Annotated in this window: 18 protein-coding genes; 11 read left to right on the top strand and 7 right to left on the bottom strand. The window is 36.4% G+C overall.

Annotated elements, in window-relative coordinates:
* Window positions 1-68 precede the first annotated feature (68 nt).
* Window positions 69-2,090: an ATP-dependent zinc metalloprotease FtsH gene (gene ftsH, locus NK356_RS04870; protein WP_034691584.1), complete on the bottom strand. Its 2,022-nt coding sequence runs from the start codon at window positions 2,088-2,090 to the stop codon at window positions 69-71.
* Between the two features lie 22 nt (window positions 2,091-2,112).
* Window positions 2,113-2,478, bottom strand: a complete 366-nt coding sequence (gene rsfS / locus NK356_RS04865; protein WP_047376360.1) for a ribosome silencing factor — start codon at window positions 2,476-2,478, stop codon at window positions 2,113-2,115.
* 87 nt (window positions 2,479-2,565) lie between these two features.
* Here rsfS and NK356_RS04860 point away from each other — a divergent pair, with 87 nt between their 5' ends.
* Window positions 2,566-3,279, top strand: a complete 714-nt coding sequence (locus NK356_RS04860; protein WP_034691586.1) for a biotin--[acetyl-CoA-carboxylase] ligase — start codon at window positions 2,566-2,568, stop codon at window positions 3,277-3,279.
* On the opposite strand, the gene NK356_RS04855 is transcribed toward NK356_RS04860, so the two are convergent.
* The 4 genes from NK356_RS04855 to NK356_RS04840 all read right to left on the bottom strand — a co-directional run bounded on the left by NK356_RS04855 (window position 3,273) and on the right by NK356_RS04840 (window position 6,679).
* Window positions 3,273-4,385, bottom strand: a complete 1,113-nt coding sequence (locus NK356_RS04855; RefSeq protein ID WP_034691587.1) for an LptF/LptG family permease — start codon at window positions 4,383-4,385, stop codon at window positions 3,273-3,275. The genes NK356_RS04860 and NK356_RS04855 overlap by 7 nt on opposite strands.
* A gap of 5 nt (window positions 4,386-4,390) precedes the next feature.
* Complete coding sequence (gene tgt / locus NK356_RS04850) at window positions 4,391-5,521, bottom strand: tRNA guanosine(34) transglycosylase Tgt (RefSeq protein WP_253316364.1); 1,131 nt, start codon at window positions 5,519-5,521, stop codon at window positions 4,391-4,393.
* Window positions 5,522-5,588: 67 nt separating this feature from the next.
* Window positions 5,589-5,957: a DUF4296 domain-containing protein gene (locus tag NK356_RS04845; RefSeq protein ID WP_253316363.1), complete on the bottom strand. Its 369-nt coding sequence runs from the start codon at window positions 5,955-5,957 to the stop codon at window positions 5,589-5,591.
* A gap of 5 nt (window positions 5,958-5,962) precedes the next feature.
* Window positions 5,963-6,679: a polyprenol monophosphomannose synthase gene (locus NK356_RS04840; RefSeq protein WP_034691591.1), complete on the bottom strand. Its 717-nt coding sequence runs from the start codon at window positions 6,677-6,679 to the stop codon at window positions 5,963-5,965.
* A 242-nt stretch (window positions 6,680-6,921) separates the two neighbouring features.
* Here NK356_RS04840 and NK356_RS04835 point away from each other — a divergent pair, with 242 nt between their 5' ends.
* The 5 genes from NK356_RS04835 (at window position 6,922) to NK356_RS04815 (ending at window position 11,309) form a co-directional block, all read left to right on the top strand.
* On the top strand, window positions 6,922-7,590 hold the full coding sequence (locus NK356_RS04835; protein WP_051934165.1) for a DUF4271 domain-containing protein: 669 nt from the start codon (window positions 6,922-6,924) through the stop codon (window positions 7,588-7,590).
* 12 nt (window positions 7,591-7,602) lie between these two features.
* Window positions 7,603-8,343, top strand: a complete 741-nt coding sequence (locus tag NK356_RS04830) for a uroporphyrinogen-III synthase (RefSeq protein WP_034691594.1) — start codon at window positions 7,603-7,605, stop codon at window positions 8,341-8,343.
* Window positions 8,344-8,513: 170 nt separating this feature from the next.
* The gene (locus tag NK356_RS04825) at window positions 8,514-10,559 is read left to right on the top strand and encodes a S9 family peptidase (RefSeq protein ID WP_253316362.1); all 2,046 of its coding nucleotides are present in this window, start codon (window positions 8,514-8,516) and stop codon (window positions 10,557-10,559) included.
* Window positions 10,560-10,569: 10 nt separating this feature from the next.
* The gene (locus NK356_RS04820) at window positions 10,570-10,929 is read left to right on the top strand and encodes a four helix bundle protein (RefSeq protein ID WP_156106353.1); all 360 of its coding nucleotides are present in this window, start codon (window positions 10,570-10,572) and stop codon (window positions 10,927-10,929) included.
* Window positions 10,930-10,970: 41 nt separating this feature from the next.
* A complete protein-coding gene (locus NK356_RS04815) occupies window positions 10,971-11,309 on the top strand; it encodes a hypothetical protein (protein ID WP_034691598.1) in 339 nt (112 codons plus the stop codon).
* A gap of 113 nt (window positions 11,310-11,422) precedes the next feature.
* Here NK356_RS04815 and NK356_RS04810 read toward each other — a convergent pair whose 3' ends face one another.
* Window positions 11,423-11,914 (bottom strand): SRPBCC domain-containing protein, encoded by a 492-nt coding sequence (locus tag NK356_RS04810; protein ID WP_253316361.1) that lies wholly within the window; start codon window positions 11,912-11,914, stop codon window positions 11,423-11,425.
* A 201-nt stretch (window positions 11,915-12,115) separates the two neighbouring features.
* Here NK356_RS04810 and NK356_RS04805 point away from each other — a divergent pair, with 201 nt between their 5' ends.
* The 5 genes from NK356_RS04805 to NK356_RS04785 all read left to right on the top strand — a co-directional run bounded on the left by NK356_RS04805 (window position 12,116) and on the right by NK356_RS04785 (window position 18,387).
* Window positions 12,116-13,660 carry a sensor histidine kinase KdpD gene (locus NK356_RS04805; RefSeq protein ID WP_253316360.1) on the top strand — a complete coding sequence of 515 codons (1,545 nt, stop codon included), beginning with the start codon at window positions 12,116-12,118 and terminating at the stop codon, window positions 13,658-13,660.
* A gap of 160 nt (window positions 13,661-13,820) precedes the next feature.
* On the top strand, window positions 13,821-14,507 hold the full coding sequence (locus NK356_RS04800) for a response regulator transcription factor (protein WP_002982671.1): 687 nt from the start codon (window positions 13,821-13,823) through the stop codon (window positions 14,505-14,507).
* A 78-nt stretch (window positions 14,508-14,585) separates the two neighbouring features.
* Window positions 14,586-15,230, top strand: a complete 645-nt coding sequence (locus tag NK356_RS04795; protein WP_253316359.1) for a hypothetical protein — start codon at window positions 14,586-14,588, stop codon at window positions 15,228-15,230.
* A gap of 19 nt (window positions 15,231-15,249) precedes the next feature.
* On the top strand, window positions 15,250-15,612 hold the full coding sequence (locus NK356_RS04790) for a hypothetical protein (RefSeq protein ID WP_051934167.1): 363 nt from the start codon (window positions 15,250-15,252) through the stop codon (window positions 15,610-15,612).
* Between the two features lie 69 nt (window positions 15,613-15,681).
* Window positions 15,682-18,387 (top strand): TonB-dependent receptor, encoded by a 2,706-nt coding sequence (locus tag NK356_RS04785; RefSeq protein ID WP_253316358.1) that lies wholly within the window; start codon window positions 15,682-15,684, stop codon window positions 18,385-18,387.
* Window positions 18,388-18,701: the final 314 nt, after the last annotated feature.

Raw genomic sequence — 18,701 nt, 5'->3', positions numbered from 1 at the left:
CTTAAATATGAAAAAACCTGACAATTTTGCAGTTGTCAGGTTTTTATGAATTCTATTTTTTAAGAGTCTTAAAGCTGTGTCGGGCTTTCTGGAGCCTGTATTTCGCTTTCTTCTTCTTTTTCTTTAATCTGAGGTGTTTCCACTACTACCGGCTGATCTTTTTCAGGAATAGTATTGGTTACAGGCTTCTCTGTCAATTCAGGATCCCATGCTCTTTTTCCGAATATTTCTTCTAAGTCTTCACGGAAGATCACTTCTTTTTCTAGCAGCTTATTAGCTAAAGCATCCAGTTTATCTTTATTATCAGCAAGGATTCTTATTGCTCTCTCATATTGGTTTTCAATGATAGATTTAATCTCTGCATCAATCTTAGTAGCCGTTTCTTCAGAATATGGTTTTCCGAAATTGTACTCAGACTGGCCTGAACTGTCATAATAAGAAATATTACCAATGTTCGGGCTTAATCCGTAGATTGTTACCATTGCCTGAGCTCTTTTCGTCACTGTCTCCAGGTCAGAAAGTGCTCCTGTAGAAATGTTATTGAAAATAACCTGCTCTGCTGCTCTACCTCCTAATGTTGCACACATTTCGTCCAACATCTGTTCAGTAGTGGTAAGCTGTCTTTCTTCAGGAAGGTACCATGCTGCTCCCAGTGAACGTCCTCTAGGAACGATCGTCACTTTTAAAAGTGGAGATGCGTGTTCTACCAACCATGAGATCGTAGCGTGCCCTGCTTCGTGGTAAGCCACCCTTCTTTTTTCAGAAGGCTTGATTGCTTTATTTTTCTTTTCAAGACCACCAATGATTCTGTCTACAGCATCAAGGAAATCCTGTTTTGTTACTGAAGTATGGTTATTTCTTGCTGCGATAAGCGCTGCTTCGTTACAAACATTTGCAATATCTGCTCCACTGAATCCTGGAGTCTGTTTTGCAAGAAACTCTCTGTCTACATTATCATCAAGTTTGATCTTTTTCAAGTGAACATCAAAGATCTGTCTTCTTTCGTGAAGCTCCGGAAGATCTACATAGATAGAACGGTCAAAACGTCCTGCTCTCATCAAAGCTTTATCAAGGATATCCGCTCTGTTGGTTGCTGCCATTACGATAACGTTGGTATCTGTTCCGAAACCATCCATTTCAGTAAGAAGCTGGTTCAAAGTGTTCTCTCTTTCATCGTTTCCGCCGGAGAAATTATTTTTTCCTCTTGCACGTCCGATAGCATCAATCTCATCAATGAAGATAATGGCCGGAGATTTTGCTTTAGCCTGAGCAAAAAGGTCTCTTACTCTGGAAGCTCCTACTCCTACAAACATTTCAACGAAATCAGAACCTGAAAGTGAGAAAAACGGAACTTTAGCTTCACCTGCAACAGCTTTCGCCAATAAGGTTTTACCTGTTCCCGGAGGCCCTACTAAAAGAACTCCTTTAGGAATTTTACCTCCCAGTTTTGTATATTTTTCAGAGTTTTTCAAGAAATCTACTACTTCCTGAACTTCTTCTTTAGCACCTTCCAATCCTGCAACATCTTTAAATGTTACCTGAATTCTTTCTTTTTCGTCGAAAAGCTTCGCTTTAGATTTTCCGATAGAGAAAATTTGTCCGCCAGGACCTCCACCACCGCCCATCTTTCTGAAAAGAAGGAAGTAGAATAATCCAAGAATAGAAATCCAAACCAATGCAGGAACCAAGATGTCCATTAATGCACTCTTACCTGTTCCGTAATCTTTTGTTGTTTTAATAACCGGATTGCTGGCTTTGACCTGTTCAAATTTCTGAAGGAAAAGTTGAAGGTCTCCGTATTTCACAGAAAAATCTGCTTTAGGAGCCATTTCGAAGGCAGAAAGAGGGTTGTTTTCTTTTCCGGCTTTGGAAACCATTGCCGATTTTGCTTCTTTTGTTAGGAAAACATCAGCTTTCTCTATGTCTTTGTATATAATTATATTCTGGACTTTGCCCGCCTGCATTTCTCTAAAGAAACCATCTTCATCAATAGATTTTGCTGCATCACCTCCAAGGAAATTGGAGCCAAAGAATAGCAAAAGAGCTACGATTGCAATAGGAAAGAACCAGTTGAATCCTTTATTATTCATTTAGACTTTTTAAATTTTTTTATTATTCATTTTCAATTTTGGTAATGACTGCGTCACCCCAAAGCTCTTCTATATCGTAGTACTCACGTACCTGTTTTTGGAATATATGAACCACCACTGAAACGTAATCCACCAATACCCACATCGCATTTTCAGTACCTTCTACGTGCCAAGGTCTGTCTTGTAGTTCGTTTCTTACTTTCTTCTCTACACTTCCTGCCAATGCAGCTACCTGTGTATTTGAGTTTCCACTACATATCACGAACGTTTCTGCTACGGAGTTTTCGATGTTTGAAAGATCGAAGATCATAATGTCTTCCCCTTTTACATCCTGGATAGCTTCAACGATTTTATCTATTAACGCTTGTTTTTCTGCTGTTTTATTCATTAAAAAAATACTATAATCTGCAAATTTATTGTTTTTTCTTTACTTTAACCTTACTTTTACCCTCTTAATCTCTTAAAGTTTTCTTAAATGAGCCAACTCTTCTATCTGAAAGAATGTTCTTCTACTAATGACGAAATATCAAAGTTTTTACTTTACGGAGATTCAAATTTTATAGGGCTTCATACTTTTAATCAAACTAAAGGCCGTGGTCAGTATGGAAATACCTGGACTCAGACTGCCGGAAAAAATCTGGCTTATACGCTGGCAGTGAATACTCAGAACATCCTGTGCTCCGACTTTATGTTCAATTATTATACCGCAATGGTGATCCGGGATTTCCTTGCCAAATTGTCTGACTCTGAGGTAAAAATCAAATGGCCGAATGATATTATCCTTAAAGGTAAAAAAATCGTTGGGATTTTAATAGAAAAGAAAAAAATTAATCAAAATAATTATTTCATCATCGGAGCCGGGATCAATATTCTTCAGGAAAATTTTGATAAAATATCCAATGCAGGATCACTTCTGACGCAGACAGAGATCCAATTTGATCTGGAAGATCTTGCATTCAACCTTCATGAATATCTGTCTGAAAGGCTCAAAAACATACCTTCAGATCAGGAAATTCTGGATGGATTTAATAAAAACCTTTTCAGAAAGGATCAGATATCAGTCTTTGAAATTGAAAAAGAGCGACAAAATGGCATCATCCGACATGCAGACGAAAAGGGTGAACTCTGGATCGAACTGGAAGACGGAATGCATTCCTTTTATCACAAAGAAGTAAAATTACTTTACTGATTGGCTCTCTTGATATAAAGATAAAGAGTAAGTGGTAAAAACACCATATTAGGCAGCCACATCGCTACAGCCGGAGACAAACTTTTATTTTCCGAAACCACTTTTAAGGCTTCGAATGAAAACACAAAAATAAAGGCCAATGAGATCCCTATTGCAAGGTTAACTCCTAATCCTCCCCTTTTCTTTTGTGATGACAGAGAAAGTGCCAGGAAGGTCAGAATAATGATTGAAACAGGCATTGACGTTCTTTGATGAAGTTCATTCAGGTAAGAGTTCAGGTTGCTGTTTCCTCTTTCTTTTTCTCTTTCAATAAATTTTAAAAGTTCCGGAGTGGTTTTATTTTGTCCTAAGAGCTCGTTAGGGAAAAGTTCTTCCGGTGAGTGACCGTAGTTTTTCCTTAATTCTATTCCGTTTCCGAGCTTTTCGGTATTGTCTTTATTGATCGTTTTTTCCAGATAGTTATTTAAGACAAACTGTTTTTTGGCTTTATCCCAATATACTTCACTTGCTTTCAGCTCATAGGTCATTTTTCTGTCTTTATCGTATTTCTGATAGACAAAACTCGACCCTCTTTTTTCTCTTTTATTCCATGAGTCAACGAAAATATATTCCGTTTTACTCAGCTGTGAAGAAGCAGGAGCTGTTCCTAAAATCTTTTCTTTATTGGCCGCATTATAAGTATAGGCCTCCAGTTCATTTTTCTTGATATTGGCCCACGGCAGCACCATATGATAGACTACAAGAGCAATTAATCCGATAAAAATAGAGGTTACCAGATAGGGCTTGGAAAACCTGTGAAAACTGGCTCCACTACTGATAATAGCAACAATTTCAGTGTTATTTGCCATTCTGGAGGTAAAATAAATCACCGAAATAAATACCAGAATGGAAAGGAAGGTCACCACAAGATTGATAATCCAGAAAGGATAAAAATGAATAAGAAAATAGGTCAGATCCAGTTTTGGATCAATAGCCTTAGCATTCTCAATTCTTGGGATCTTCTGCTGAACATCGATTACCAATACGACTATAGACAATAGCACCAACATGAAACTGAAAGTTCCAAGGTATTTTTTAATGATATATCTGTCTACAATTTTAAGCATATCTCTTACAGTCTTTGTCTAAGAACCGGTACTACAGAGTTTTTCCACTCATAGAAATCACCTGCCACAATATGTTCTCTGGCTACTTTTACCAAATCAAGATAGAAGGCAAGATTATGAATCGAAGCAATCTGTTTTGCAAGATATTCTTTAGACACAAACAGGTGACGAAGATACGCTTTTGAATATTCACGATCTACAAAACTGGTCCCAAATTCATCTAAAGGCGAAAAATCGCGCTTCCATTTTTCATTTTTAAGGTTCATCACCCCTTGCCACGTGAAAAGCATTGCATTTCTTGCATTTCTTGTTGGCATTACACAATCCATCATGTCAATTCCCAGTCCGATAGATTCCAGGATATTCCATGGAGTTCCTACTCCCATCAGGTATCTAGGTTTTTCTTTTGGAAGGATATCTGTTACTTCATCAGTGATTCTGTACATTTCTTCTTCAGGCTCTCCTACCGAAAGTCCTCCGATAGCATTTCCTTCTGCTCCTGCTTCAGAAATCACTTCTGCAGAAATCTTTCTAAGATCAGAATAGGTAGATCCCTGAACAATAGGGAAAAGCCTTTGCTTATGTCCGTATAATTCAGGATTATCATTCGTCCATTCAATACATCTTTTCAGCCAACGGTGAGTAAGCTCCATAGATGATTTCGCCTGGTTGTAATCACAAGGATAAGGAGTACATTCGTCAAAAGCCATGAAAATATCGGCTCCGATTTGTCTTTGGATCTCCATTGATCTTTCCGGAAAGAACATATGATAACTTCCGTCGATGTGAGATTTGAATCTCGCCCCTTCTTCTGTCATCTTTCTGTTACTAGCCAGTGAAAATACCTGAAAACCTCCTGAATCGGTAAGAATAGGAAGATCCCAGTTCATGAATTTGTGTAAACCACCTGCATCCTGCATCGTTTCCATGCCCGGACGAAGGTATAAGTGATAAGTATTTCCCAGAATAATCTGAGCTTTAATGTCTTCTTTTAATTCTCTCTGATGAACTGTTTTCACACTTGCTACAGTTCCCACAGGCATAAAAATAGGAGTTTGAATCTTCCCGTGATCTGTGGTAATTTCCCCTGCTCTTGCTTTTCCTTCAGAGGTTTTTTCTATATTAAAAAATTTCATCTCTATACTTTTTTAAATGCACTGTTTTGGCCAGTGATTTTTGTAAAACAGAAACTATTATGGTAATTTACCTCACTAAGGGGATTACAGTACCATTCTGTTTCAGTTTTTCCTTTACATATTTATCTGCTTTGGGATCTTTTTTCAGCAATATTTCCTGAGCATCATTGGTGATCCCATCCATTTCTTCTTTAATTACATAGTATTTGAAACTATCTACAAAATCATCAGGCTTTACCTTATGTGATTTCAAAACAGCTCTTGTTCCTGCTTCCATATTTTTGTCAGGATATACAAAAATAGCCTGATCGTTGATTGCAAGATCGGCAATAATTTCCGCCATCATATCTTTATCGATCAGATTTTTAGGCTTATCAATATAATCGCCGCACGAAAGCAAGCCCAACAAAACGAAAATAAAGATTAACTTTTTCATCAGTTTCATAATCTGTTGATGATTGATTTCCATTTTAAGTTCAGCACTCCAAAAACAGCTTCATGGATAATTCCACCATTCATTTTGCTTTCTCCTAAAATTCTGTTGGTAAATATAATAGGAACTTCTACAATTCTGAAGCCTTTTTTAAAAGCTCTGAATTTCATTTCAATCTGAAATCCATATCCCTTCAGTTTCACATTATCCAATCCTATTTCTTCCAATACTTTTCTTGAAAAGCATACAAATCCTGCTGTAGTATCATGAATTGGAAGTCCTAATACAAACCTTACATATTTGGATGCAAAATAAGAAAGCAGCACTCTTCCCATAGGCCAGTTCACTACATTCACTCCCTTTGAGTAACGGGAACCGATCGCCATATCTGCATTTTTACATGCTTCAAAAAGTTTCGGCAGATCGTTAGGATTGTGTGAAAAATCAGCATCCATTTCAAAAATATAATCGTATTTATTTTCGATGGCCCATTTAAAACCATGGATATATGCCTTTCCCAATCCGTCTTTTACATGTCTTATGGATAAGTGTAAATAATGCGGATGTTTCTTCTGTAGTTCTTTTACAATTTCTGCAGTTCCATCCGGAGAAGAATCATCTACTACTAAAATATGAAAGTCGTCCTCCAATGCAAAAACCGCGGAAATAATATTTTCAATATTTTCCTTTTCGTTATATGTTGGGATGATGACGAGTTTTTTCATTTCAGTTTGCAAAGATAGTTTATTTAACCTTTTTATTTTATACAAAATAATCTATAATTTTGCAAAAATATTTCTCGGGGATTAAGCGGATGAAACAGAAACTTTTATTCAACAGATCTGAACAATACGTAAAATCGGTGGGAGCAAATATTATAACTGCAGATTCATGGATCTGGTGACAGGAAAATCTGTGCCGGGCTGTGTTATCTGAAGTTAAATAATAAATAAAAAAAACTTAAATTTTGCCATCATCACAACACTTCATCAATCACGTAAGAATACCTGAGAACAATGATTGGGTAATCTTTATCCTTGTGGGCTGTATATTTTTATATGTTTTTATGATGAACGTCATAGAAAGAGATGCCAGCCTCAAAGATTTTCTGCTTCAGAAATATTTTGATGCAAGCAATAACCTTCCCAGCTGGATTATCACGTCTTGTGTAACGACACTTACCCTGTCTGTATTAATTTCACAGTACGTTCCTATCGTACCGAAATATATTGCAGATCTTCAGCTTCTGGGATATCAGCTTAATAAATTTGGATATACATTGCTGGCAGTGCTTCTTTTTTATTTAACAAAGTCAACATTAGGATTTCTATTTTACCAAAGCATAGGGGATGGAAAAAAATGGACTATTTTTTATTTTACCTCCACAAAATTTTATTTCATTCTTTCATTTTTGCTAATAATTCTTTGTGTAGCCCATTATTACTTCCCGATAGACAGAAATAAAATGTTTTTATATTATTTCTGCTTCTTTGCTTTTGTATTCATTTTCAAAGTCTTTTTCTATTTATTTCACAAGAACAAGATTCTTCCCGAGAAATGGTATTATAAATTTTTGTATATTTGCACCCTCCAAATCGCACCATTATTATTGCTTTGGAAGTTGTTATTTTTTTAATAAAAGTCAATGATGAGAATAAAGTCTATATTGGTTTCTCAACCAGCGCCTAGTGAGTCTTCTCCATATTTGGATATAGCGAAGAAGGAAAAAATAAAGATTGATTTCCGTCCATTTATCCACGTCGAAGGGGTTGACAATAAAGAGCTCAGAACACAGAAAATAGATCTGACGCAGTATACCGGTATTATTTTTACCAGTAAAAATGCGATTGACCATTACTTCAGACTAGCAGAGGAATTGCGTTTTGCCGTTCCGGATACAATGAGATATATCTGCCAGTCGGAAGCAATTGCCAACTACCTTCAAAAGCATATTGTGTACAGAAAAAGAAAAATCAGCTTTGGGGAGAAAAACTTCTCAGATCTGCTTCCTCTTTTCAAAAAATTCCCAACTGAAAAATATCTGTTGCCATCTTCAGATGTTTTGAGTCCGGATATTGTAAAAACCATGGATGCATCTAATGTAGACTGGACAAGAGCAATTATGTACCGTACCGTATGCAGCGACCTTACAGATATCAATGTTAAAGATTATGACATGCTGATTTTCTTCAGTCCGCAGGGAATAAAATCACTACAACAAAATTTCCCTGACTTCAAGCAGGATGAAACAAAGATCGGAGTTTTTGGAAACACGACTTTGGCAGCTGCAGAAGAAGCAGGATTAAAAGTAGATTTAATGGCACCTACGAAGGAAACTCCTTCTATGACAATGGCCCTTGAAAAGTATATTAAAGCACTTCACAAATAGTCTTTAATTATAAAAATACAATGAACCATCTTTTCAATAAAGGAAAGATGGTTTTTTTTTACCTAAATTTGAACAAAAATTAATATTGAAAGGATTTCTGCTTAAATTACTTACTTTCAGAAGAAAAAGTATAAGAACATTCTATTCAATGAAAAAATAAAATACCCCGGATGAAAGCTCCACAGGCAAAAAAAATAGAAAAAATACTGGAAACCCACGGCGATATAAGAACCGATAATTACTTTTGGTTGAATGAAAGGGAAAACCCTGAAGTAATCAAATATATTGAGGAAGAAAATGCCTACGAAGAATTCATCATGAAAGATACGGAAGCCCTTCAGGAAGAGCTTTTCGAAGAGATGAAAGCCCGTTATAAAAAGGATGATGAGTCTCTTCCTTATTTCTTTAATGAATACTGGTATATTGTACGTTATGAAGAAGGTAAGGAATATCCTATTTTCTGCAGAAAGCACAAAAGCCTCGACAATGAAGAGGAAATTGTACTCGACGTTAATATTCTGGCAGAAGGCAAAGAGTTTTTCGAAGTAGGAAGTGTTGCCGTAAGCCCCAGCAACGAACTGGCTTCTTTTTCTTCTGATGATGTAGGAAGAAGAATTTATACGCTTAATTTTAAAAACTTAAAAACCGGAAAAATCCTGCCAGACACTATTCCTAATACGACAGGAAAAGCTGTTTGGGCGAATGATAACCAGCATATTTTTTACATCAGAAAAGATAAAAGTCTTCGTGCATTTCAGGTGTACAGACACAAGCTGGGAACAGATTCTGCAGAGGATGTACTGATCTTCCATGAAGAAGATGATACTTTCGATGTTAATGTATTTAAAACAAAATCGTTACAATATATTTTCATTGCAAGCTCAAGCACTATTTCTGATGAACATCGCTTTATCCCTTCTGATAATGTATTTGCAGAATGGATAGTGATCCAGCCAAGAATAGATGACCTTGAATATTCTGTAGAGCATTATGAAGATGAGTTTTACATCATTACCAATGCGGACGATGCCATCAATTTCAAGATTGTAAAGGCAAAGATTGATAACTGCGGTATGGAAAACTGGATTGATGTTATTCCGCACCGTGCAGAAGTTTTACTGGAAGGTTTTGAAATTTTCAAAGATTATCTGGTGTTGGAAGAAAGAGAAAGAGGACTGCTTCAGATCAAAATTATTGATGAAAAGACACAGGAATCTTATTACTTACCTTTCTCCGATCCTACTTATACAACATATATCGGGATCAATCTGGAATTTGATACGGAGATTTTACGTTACGGGTACACATCCCTTACACAGCCTAGCTCCACTTATGAGTATAATATGAAGGACAAGACTACAAAATTACTGAAGCAACAGGAAGTTTTGGGTGGAAAGTTTGTTCCTGAAAATTATATTTCAGAAAGAATCTGGGCCGACTCCAGAGATGGAAAAACTAAAGTTCCTATTTCTCTAGTATATCATAAAAATACCAAAAAGTCTGCTGACACTCCGCTTCTTCTGTATGGATATGGAAGTTACGGACATACCGTTGATGCCAGTTTTTCAAATGTAAGATTATCTTTACTGGACAGAGGTTTCATCTATGCTATTGCGCATATCCGTGGTGGAGAATATTTGGGTAGAGAATGGTATGAAGACGGAAAAATGCTGTTTAAGAAAAATACATTCTTTGATTTTATTGATGCAGGAAAATATTTAATTAAGGAAAATTATACTTCATCAAAACACATGTATGCGATGGGAGGAAGTGCCGGAGGACTGTTGGTAGGTGCTGTGGTGAATTATGAGCCTCAGTTATTCAACGGAATTGTAGCACAGGTGCCATTCGTAGATGTTGTTTCTACGATGCTTGATGATACAATCCCTTTGACAACCGGGGAATATGATGAATGGGGAAATCCAAATGACGAAGAATATTATCATTATATGAAAGATTATTCTCCTTATGATAATGTAGAAGCTAAAGATTACCCTCACATGCTGATCACTACAGGATTCCATGACTCTCAGGTGCAGTATTGGGAACCGGCAAAATGGACGGCAAAACTGAGAGAGCTAAAAACAAACGATAATATGTTAGTATTTAAAACTGACATGAGCTCCGGACACGGAGGAGCAAGCGGAAGATTTGAATCTCTGAAGGAAGATGCGTTGGAATATGCATTCCTGTTGAAAATAAATGATAATTCATAAATGATAAATGATGGATAGTCCAGATTATAACACAATTTTTGCTTTTAAAACAAAGCAGCTAGCCATTATGATTATTAAAGAATTTTCTAAACTTCCACATAATGAAGCCTTTTCTGTGATCAGAAAACAAATATTTCGGTCTTCTACTTCTATGGCTGCTAATTATAGAGCTATGTGCAGAGCAAGATCAAAAGCTGAGCGGTTTTCTAAAATATCTATCGTGATTGAAGAAACTGATGAAACTTTGTTTTGGCTTGAAATGTTAGAGGAACTGGAATATGTTCAAAAAGAAATTATAGCAGATATAAAAATAAAGACTGAAGAAATACTGAAAGTAACTTCTTCCTATAGAAAAATGCTAAAGAACTAACTTTATCATTGATCAACTATCATTTATCATTTAAATATATTATGAACGAAGCTGAATACTGGAAAAAAATAGAACAGTTCTTCGAAGATAATTTTCAGACTGAGAAGAATCCGCCCATTGAAACCCTTTTATTTCTGATAGGGTTACAGGAGTTGGGAAGCGGCCAGCAAAAATACACAAAAGAAGACAAGGTAAACCTGATTCACATTGCGGTTTGCAGACTGCTAGAACCTTTTGGATATTATAAATTTACCCACTATGAAGACGGATGGCCACAATTTGAAAGCCTGGAAGAACTTCCGGAATTAAAACCTAATGAGCAGACTTTGCTTATGAAAAAGGCAATTATCCAGTACTTTCAGGAAGAAGAGCTTTTATAAAGGCTGGAGTCTTGAAGAATGAAGGAAGTTAATCCCTGTCAATAAATAAAAAGAGGGTTTTCCAATGGAAAACCCTCTTTTTTATAAATAGCTGTATTTCTATACACTCAAATTCATCCAATCAATTTTTCAAGTTGATTCAGTCCTATTTTAAATCCTTCTTCAAATCCCATGTCCATGAGCTTTTTCATGACTTCAGGAGAATGGTAATGGATATTGATGGTTACTTTCGTTCCCTCTTCCACTCCAGTAAAACCGATTAACCATTTTGACCTTGGAAAATCTTCATTAATATTTCCTTTCTCATCACAGAAAGCACTCATCCAGTCAAGACTTCTGTGTTCTGTAATTTCTCCGTATTGAGTTTGAGAATACATCGGTCCTTTTTCACCATTTGGTCCTACCATGGTATACATCCAGATCCCACCTTCTTTGAAATCCTGACTTACCGTTTCACATTTCCACGGCTTAGGTCCCCACCATTGATCCAATAATTCGGCTTCTGTAAAATACTTCCACACTGTTGAAACATCAGCCTTATAAATCTTCATCACATAAGTGCTGGACGCATCAAAATCTTTTTTGAAAATGATATTAGATTCCATAAATATTTATTTTTAATAAAGTTAGCACTTTATTTATTGAAAGGGACTTTTCATATGACAACTAAAAGAAAATTCATAAATAATTGTTAAAAAACACTCTTTTAAGAAAAAAAAAACAATTTTTTGGCTCGTTTTTTGTTTAGGTACTCTTAAAACAATTAATTTTAACATTCATTTTTTCAAAACCTATATAATTAAATAATGAATAATAAATTCATCCCAATAATTTCAGTGTTTATGACAATCTCACTGATTGTCTTCGTAACGCTCCAATTTTATTGGTTGAAAGGCTATTACGGAGTACTGGAACAGGATTTTTCAAATAAAGTGTATGCGGTTTTGGAAAGTACTTCAAAAAGTATTGAAGAGATAGAAGCGGACAAATACCTGAATCAGGATTATAAAGATTTCAGAAAAAATATTCTGGCAAACAGCAAACAGCCGTCTTTAACTACAATCCAACAAGTGGAAGACTCTGGTACACAAAGACAGATTATTTACTCCAAAAATATTATTGAAAAAACACAACTTCCGATTTCTCAAAAAGGAGATTCCATTAAGCTGACAACATTATATACAGACGAAGCTGCATATAAAATAAAAAGAGATACCACCAATCGCGAACTTCTTACCACAGACATCAATCAGGAGATTGAAACAGGAGATTACTCCATGAAAGAATTTGTGAAAGTGTATGGAAATAACCTTCCTATTACCAAAAGAGTGGATCCGAAAACACTTGACTCTGTTATTGCCAAAGAGCTTAAAATAAGAGGTATTACGGCCAAGTTTGGATATGGAGTTCTGGATCGTAATAATAAGCTTACCAGCATTGCCAATAAGGCTTACAAAGAAAAAAAGGACAGCAATACCTATAGCTTTCCTCTTTTTGCTGATAAGAAAAACACGTTATACAGTCTTGCATTGGTATTCCCTAAAAAAGAATATTCACTGGCGATGAATAACTGGCCGATGTTGTTAGGAACATTCCTTTCTCTCCTTACCATTCTTGGGATTTATATTATATCCATTAATTATATGATGAGGCAGAAGAAGCTTGCTGAAGTGAAAACAGACTTCATCAACAATATGTCTCATGAATTTAAAACACCATTGGCAACCATTTCTGTAGCCACGGATTCTTTGGCCAATGATAAAATTGCCACCAATCCGGATAAGGTAAAATACTATTCCGAACTGATCAAGCAGGAGAACTTAAGAATGAAAAAGCAGGTGGAAAATGTGCTTAACATGTCCAAGCTTGAAAGAAATGAAGTGGAATTATTCTTAAAAGAAACCAATGTAAGAGAATTGATCAAAAGAACTACAGAATCTTTCAATCTGATTGTACAGCAAAGAAACGGAACGCTTACGCAGAAGTTCAATGCTACTCATTATAATTTTAAGATAGATGAATTCCACATCTCAAATATGCTGGTGAATTTACTTGATAATGCCAACAAATATTCTCCTGAAGCACCGGAAATACATGTGGAAACCAGAAATGAAGGAAACTGGTATGTGATTGAAATTTCCGATAAAGGAATGGGAATGGACACCCAGAATAAAACCAAAATTTTCGAAAAATTCTTTAGAGAAGAAACCGGAAATATACACAATGTAAAAGGACAGGGATTAGGTCTTTCATACGTGAAGAAAATTGTAGAACTGCACAAAGGACAGATTATCGTAGATTCTCATAAAGGAAATGGAAGTACATTCACGATAAAACTGCCAATGAGCTAGAAAAATAAATGATAGATGATAGGCGATCAATGATAAGACTTCTCCATCACATCAATTATCAATGATCATTTATCAATTATAAAGTATAACCAAATATCAAAATATAGAAGATAGAGTGAGGAAGTTCATTCTTAATTGTTAATTTTTAATTATTAAAATTATGAGCAACAGAATATTATTAGTAGAGGACGATCAGAGTTTCGGGGCGGTGCTTAAAGATTATTTGACCATCAATAATTTTGAAGTAACTCTTGCCACTGATGGGGAGCAGGGACTAAAAGAATTTACAGAAAATGAATTCGATATCTGCATATTTGACGTAATGATGCCTAAAAAAGACGGATTTTCATTAGCGGAAGACGTAAAAAAGATTGATAAAAATACACCTATCATTTTCCTTACTGCAAGAAACATGAGAGAAGATATCTTGAAAGGATATCAGCTGGGCGCAGATGATTATATCACAAAACCATTTGACACTGAACTTCTTTTATACAAAATAAAGGCTATTCTTCAGAGAAGTTCTACTTTGGAAAATGAAGAGCAGGAGCAGTTTAAAATCAGCAATATTTTCTTTGACTCTATGCTAAGACAGCTGAAAGTAGGTGATAAAGAATACAAACTTTCTCCTAAAGAAAATGAATTATTAAAACTTCTTTGCATCCACAGAAATGATTTTATGCCGAGAGATCTTGCTTTAAGAAAGATCTGGAAAAAAGAAAATTACTTTACTGCAAGAAGTATGGACGTATATATCGCAAAGCTTCGTAAACTATTAAAAGACGACGAAGGATTGGAAATTATCAACGTTCACGGAGAAGGATTTAGACTTTTGGTAAAAAATTAATCCAAAAATCAAATTATAAGTATAAAATTAGCAAAACAATTGGAAATGTTTTGCTAATTTTGTTTCATACCCATGGATATGAAGAATACATTTATAGGTTTGATCGCCGTATCACTATTAGCTGCATCTTGTAAAAAGGATGAAAGAGCTACTTATTTAAAAGAAGAAGCCAACGCTGGCCAGCCCAACGTAGCTCTAAATACCACCTCAAAAACTGCTCTGATGGATCAGGCAGGCATCCAATCCAACTCTACTCCTGCTCCTATGGCAACAGCTCCAGGAATGAATCCTCCACACGGGCAACCTGGGCATCGATGCGATATTCCGGTAGGACAACCTCTGAATGGTGCTCCGGCAGCAGCTACTCCAGCTACGCAAAATGTAAACGTGAATGGAGGGAATACAATCCAAATTGATCCCAATGCTGTATCACCAGGAAAAATCACCCTTGATAACAACGGAAAACAGGTAAAAACCGCTCCGGGAATGAATCCTCCCCACGGACAGCCCGGACACCGATGTGATATTCCCGTAGGCCAACCCTTAAACAGTAAACCAGCTCCTGCACCACAGCCGGCACAAAATGTAGTCCAGCCTTCTCCAAGTCCGGCCCCTGCACCTGCTGCTCAGAATCTGGCGATGGGTGAAAAGCCCAAACTGAATCCGGCACATGGAGAACCTTGGCATAGCTGCTCTCTAAAAGTTGGTGATCCTTTGCCATAAATTTTGTATTTTTGCAGAGATGAAGCTGTTTCACATACTTGCAATAGTTTTTTGCCTGGGAGTCTTTCTGATTCCCAAGGATAATTTCTATGCGCAAGGTGCACAGGAAACATGCTGTAAAGCAGAGTCTTCCAAGAAAATGGACTGCTGTAAAAATCATTCTTCAAAAAAGGACAGCAATCATGATAAAACAAAATCATGTAAAGATGACTGCTGCTCATCATGTATTGCCTGCTACACTTTTATTGAAACTCCTTTCTCAAAGAATCTACGTCTGGAACTGTCTTATTACAAAGCGAATAAGAATTCTCAGTTTCACTATTCAGATCCTTATCTTTCAGATCGTTTAAAGGAAATCTGGCAGCCGCCCAAGATAGGTTAATTAAAACATCAAGGGTTCATTATGTCTTATAATGAACTGTTTTTTAATTAATTTAAACTTTTAAACAAAATGAAATTACCTATTTCCAGGTTGATACTTGGTGCATTATTCCTATTTACACAATTTATATCTGCTCAAACACTTTCAAAAAATCAGTTCAAGGTAAAAGGGAACTGTGAAATGTGCAAAACAAGAATTGAAAGTGCCGCTAAAAAAGCAGGTGCCAAAACAGCTGTTTACTCTATTGATCTTCAAACATTAACCTTTGAAACAGACAAAGCATCTGCCGATGACATTCTAAAAAAGGTAGCAGAAGCAGGTCATGATAATGAGAAATTCAAAGCGTCTGATACAACCTATGAAGGACTTCCGGGATGTTGCCATTACGAAAGAGATGCAAAGCCTTCCCAAGCAGAAACAAGCCATGAGCATCATGTAAGTGCCGCTATTTCCACTAAAAAAGAGAATGAATTCTATGTTAGAGGAAACTGCGCTTCTTGTAAAGCCAGAATTGAAAAAGCGTCCAAAGATGCCGGAGCCAATACCGCAGAATGGAATGCAGAAAAACAAACGGTTACTTTAAATTTTGATCCTTCAAAAACCTCATCAGATAAGATTTTAAAGGCTATTGCTGATGCCGGTCATGATAATGAAAAATACAAAGCTTCTGATGCAGTTTACAACGGACTTCCGGGATGCTGCCTGTATGACAGAGAGTTTACTTTTGGACAGCCTAATCCAAAAGTTCATTACGAAGAAGAAGCAAAGCATGAAGATCATAAAGAAGGTGAAACCTCATCAACTAAAGAGGATCATTCTCAGCATGAAAAAAATATCGACGGAGTTGTTGTAACGGGTTCAAAGGCAGCTACAGCTTTAAGCAAGAAAGAAGCCGGACTTGTTTTTAATATTGATAAAAAAGAGTTGTTAAAGGCTGCTTGCTGTAATCTTTCCGAGAGCTTCGAAACCAATGCAACGGTAGATGTTTCTTTCAGCAATGCGGTTACGGGAACAAAACAGTTAAAAATGCTGGGTCTGGATCAAAAATATACCAGCTTAACGAAGGAACAGCTGCCTGAAATCAGAGGGTTGGCTTCTGCCTATGGATTAAATTTTATTCCGGGAAGATGGATTGAAAGTATTCAGCTTACTAAAGGAGGAAGTACGGTGACCAACGGCTACGAAAGTATCACAGGACAGATCAACACTGAACTTCTGAAGAATGCAAAGACTCCAGAGACTTCTCTGAACCTTTTTTCTGACTTTAATGGAAGAGCAGAAATCAATATTACCAATGTTTCTCCTATCAACGAGAAATGGTCACAGACTTTCCTTCTTCATGGAAACGGAACATTTGGAAATACCGATATGAACCATGACGGTTTTCTGGACAGACCGAAAGGAACGCAGATCAACGCAGCGTATTTATTGAATTATAATGATCTTGAAAAGTCTGGATTCGGGTCTCACTTCGGAATTAATTTTATCCGGGATGAAAGAACTGCAGGACAGATTGGATTTGATAAAAAATTGGGTCAGGACAAGCAACCTTTTTATGGGGTAGGAATCGATATTTCAAGATTCCAGGTCTGGAATAAGACAGGGTATGTTTTTAAAGGAAAACCTTACCAGAGTATCGGATGGATGAACCAATATGTTTACCATCAGCAGGACAGCTTCTTCGGATTGAGAAATTATGCAGGGCAGCAGCACACGTATTATTCCAATTTAATTTTTGAAAGCATCATCGGGAATACCAACCACAAGTATAAGGCTGGAGCAAGTTTCTTATATGATGGCTATAAAGAAACGTATTTGCTGAATGATATGAGAAGAAATGAAATTGTTCCGGGGATTTTTGCTGAATATACTTTAACTGGTTTAAAATATACTTTAGTAGCAGGTTCAAGAGTAGATTTTCACAATCTGGCAGGGACTCAGTTTACGCCAAGACTTAATTTCAAGTATGATTTCACTCCTCAGACTATTTTAAGACTTTCTGCGGGAAGAGGATTCAGAACAGCGAATGTATTTGCGGAAAGCCAGCAGTATTTTGCATCGAACAGAGCTATCAATATTTTATCTAATGGAGGAAATATTTATGGATTAAGACCTGAAATTGCATGGAATTATGGGGCGAGCTTACAACAGGAATTTAAATTATTCGGAAGAAAATCAAGCATTGTTGCTGACTTCTTCAGAACAGATTTCCAGGATCAGGTATTGGTAGATTTGGATAAGTCTCCTCAACAGCTGACATTCTATAATCTGGATGGAAAATCATTTGCGAATTCATTCCAGACCCAATGGGATTTCATGCCTGTAAAAAATCTTGAAGTAAGACTTGCTTATAAATATTATGATGTGCAGGCTGATTATATCGGTGGAAGAAGAGAAGTTCCTTTTATGGCGAAGCACAGAGGATTTGTAAACCTGGCCTATTCAACCAATAAGAACGATAATGGTGGATTCTGGAGCTTTGATACGACTTTAAACTGGGTAGGAAAACAAAGACTTCCTGATACTTCAAGCAATCCTTCAGAGTTTCAGCTACCTGCTTATTCAGAATCTTATGCGGTACTTAATGCTCAGATCTCAAGAAATTTCAATAAAAAGATCAGAGCTTATTTAGGAGGAGAAAACCTTACTTCTTACTATCAGAAAAATGCGATTGTAGATTTTAAAAATCCTTTCGGAAGTTATTTTGATGGCGGAATGGTATATGCTCCGATTATGAAGGCGAACTTCTATGTAGGACTGGATGTGACTTTTTAAAGGCTGAAAGCGGGAAGAATGAAGCGGGAAGTATTTACAACCGAGTAAAGTTTTTATCCTATTGAGGATAAAATCTGAATACACAAAAACCTTATAGGTTTCAGAAACCTATAAGGTTTGATTTTTACCATAAGCAGGTAAAATTCAACACTCATAACGAAGGAAATCCAAAAGTTTTGAAAACTACCGGTAACTCCCATCTTCCAGCCTCAAGCTTCCTTACCAATAAAAAAGGATGAAGCCGTCTCATTTTCCTTGAGGCGGTTTTTGTTTATAAACTACCCATATTATTTTTTTAGGATGATTTTTTTGAT

The sequence above is a fragment of the Chryseobacterium sp. S0630 genome (assembly GCF_024158915.1).
GTDB lineage: Bacteria > Bacteroidota > Bacteroidia > Flavobacteriales > Weeksellaceae > Chryseobacterium.
The sequence above is the reverse complement of the archived record's forward strand: the minus strand, read 5'-3'. Positions and strand labels throughout refer to the sequence as shown.

Excerpts from the sequence above, each read along its gene's own strand:
- ftsH (WP_034691584.1), bottom strand. The coding sequence starts at position 2,090 with ATGAATAATAAAGGATTCAACTGGTTCTTTCCTATTGCAATCGTAGCT.
- rsfS (WP_047376360.1), bottom strand. The coding sequence starts at position 2,478 with ATGAATAAAACAGCAGAAAAACAAGCGTTAATAGATAAAATCGTTGAA.
- NK356_RS04860 (WP_034691586.1), top strand. The coding sequence starts at position 2,566 with ATGAGCCAACTCTTCTATCTGAAAGAATGTTCTTCTACTAATGACGAA.
- NK356_RS04855 (WP_034691587.1), bottom strand. The coding sequence starts at position 4,385 with ATGCTTAAAATTGTAGACAGATATATCATTAAAAAATACCTTGGAACT.
- tgt (WP_253316364.1), bottom strand. The coding sequence starts at position 5,521 with ATGAAATTTTTTAATATAGAAAAAACCTCTGAAGGAAAAGCAAGAGCA.
- NK356_RS04845 (WP_253316363.1), bottom strand. The coding sequence starts at position 5,957 with ATGAAAAAGTTAATCTTTATTTTCGTTTTGTTGGGCTTGCTTTCGTGC.
- NK356_RS04840 (WP_034691591.1), bottom strand. The coding sequence starts at position 6,679 with ATGAAAAAACTCGTCATCATCCCAACATATAACGAAAAGGAAAATATT.
- NK356_RS04830 (WP_034691594.1), top strand. The coding sequence starts at position 7,603 with ATGAGAATAAAGTCTATATTGGTTTCTCAACCAGCGCCTAGTGAGTCT.
- NK356_RS04825 (WP_253316362.1), top strand. The coding sequence starts at position 8,514 with ATGAAAGCTCCACAGGCAAAAAAAATAGAAAAAATACTGGAAACCCAC.
- NK356_RS04820 (WP_156106353.1), top strand. The coding sequence starts at position 10,570 with ATGGATAGTCCAGATTATAACACAATTTTTGCTTTTAAAACAAAGCAG.
- NK356_RS04815 (WP_034691598.1), top strand. The coding sequence starts at position 10,971 with ATGAACGAAGCTGAATACTGGAAAAAAATAGAACAGTTCTTCGAAGAT.
- NK356_RS04810 (WP_253316361.1), bottom strand. The coding sequence starts at position 11,914 with ATGGAATCTAATATCATTTTCAAAAAAGATTTTGATGCGTCCAGCACT.
- NK356_RS04805 (WP_253316360.1), top strand. The coding sequence starts at position 12,116 with ATGAATAATAAATTCATCCCAATAATTTCAGTGTTTATGACAATCTCA.
- NK356_RS04800 (WP_002982671.1), top strand. The coding sequence starts at position 13,821 with ATGAGCAACAGAATATTATTAGTAGAGGACGATCAGAGTTTCGGGGCG.
- NK356_RS04795 (WP_253316359.1), top strand. The coding sequence starts at position 14,586 with ATGAAGAATACATTTATAGGTTTGATCGCCGTATCACTATTAGCTGCA.
- NK356_RS04790 (WP_051934167.1), top strand. The coding sequence starts at position 15,250 with ATGAAGCTGTTTCACATACTTGCAATAGTTTTTTGCCTGGGAGTCTTT.
- NK356_RS04785 (WP_253316358.1), top strand. The coding sequence starts at position 15,682 with ATGAAATTACCTATTTCCAGGTTGATACTTGGTGCATTATTCCTATTT.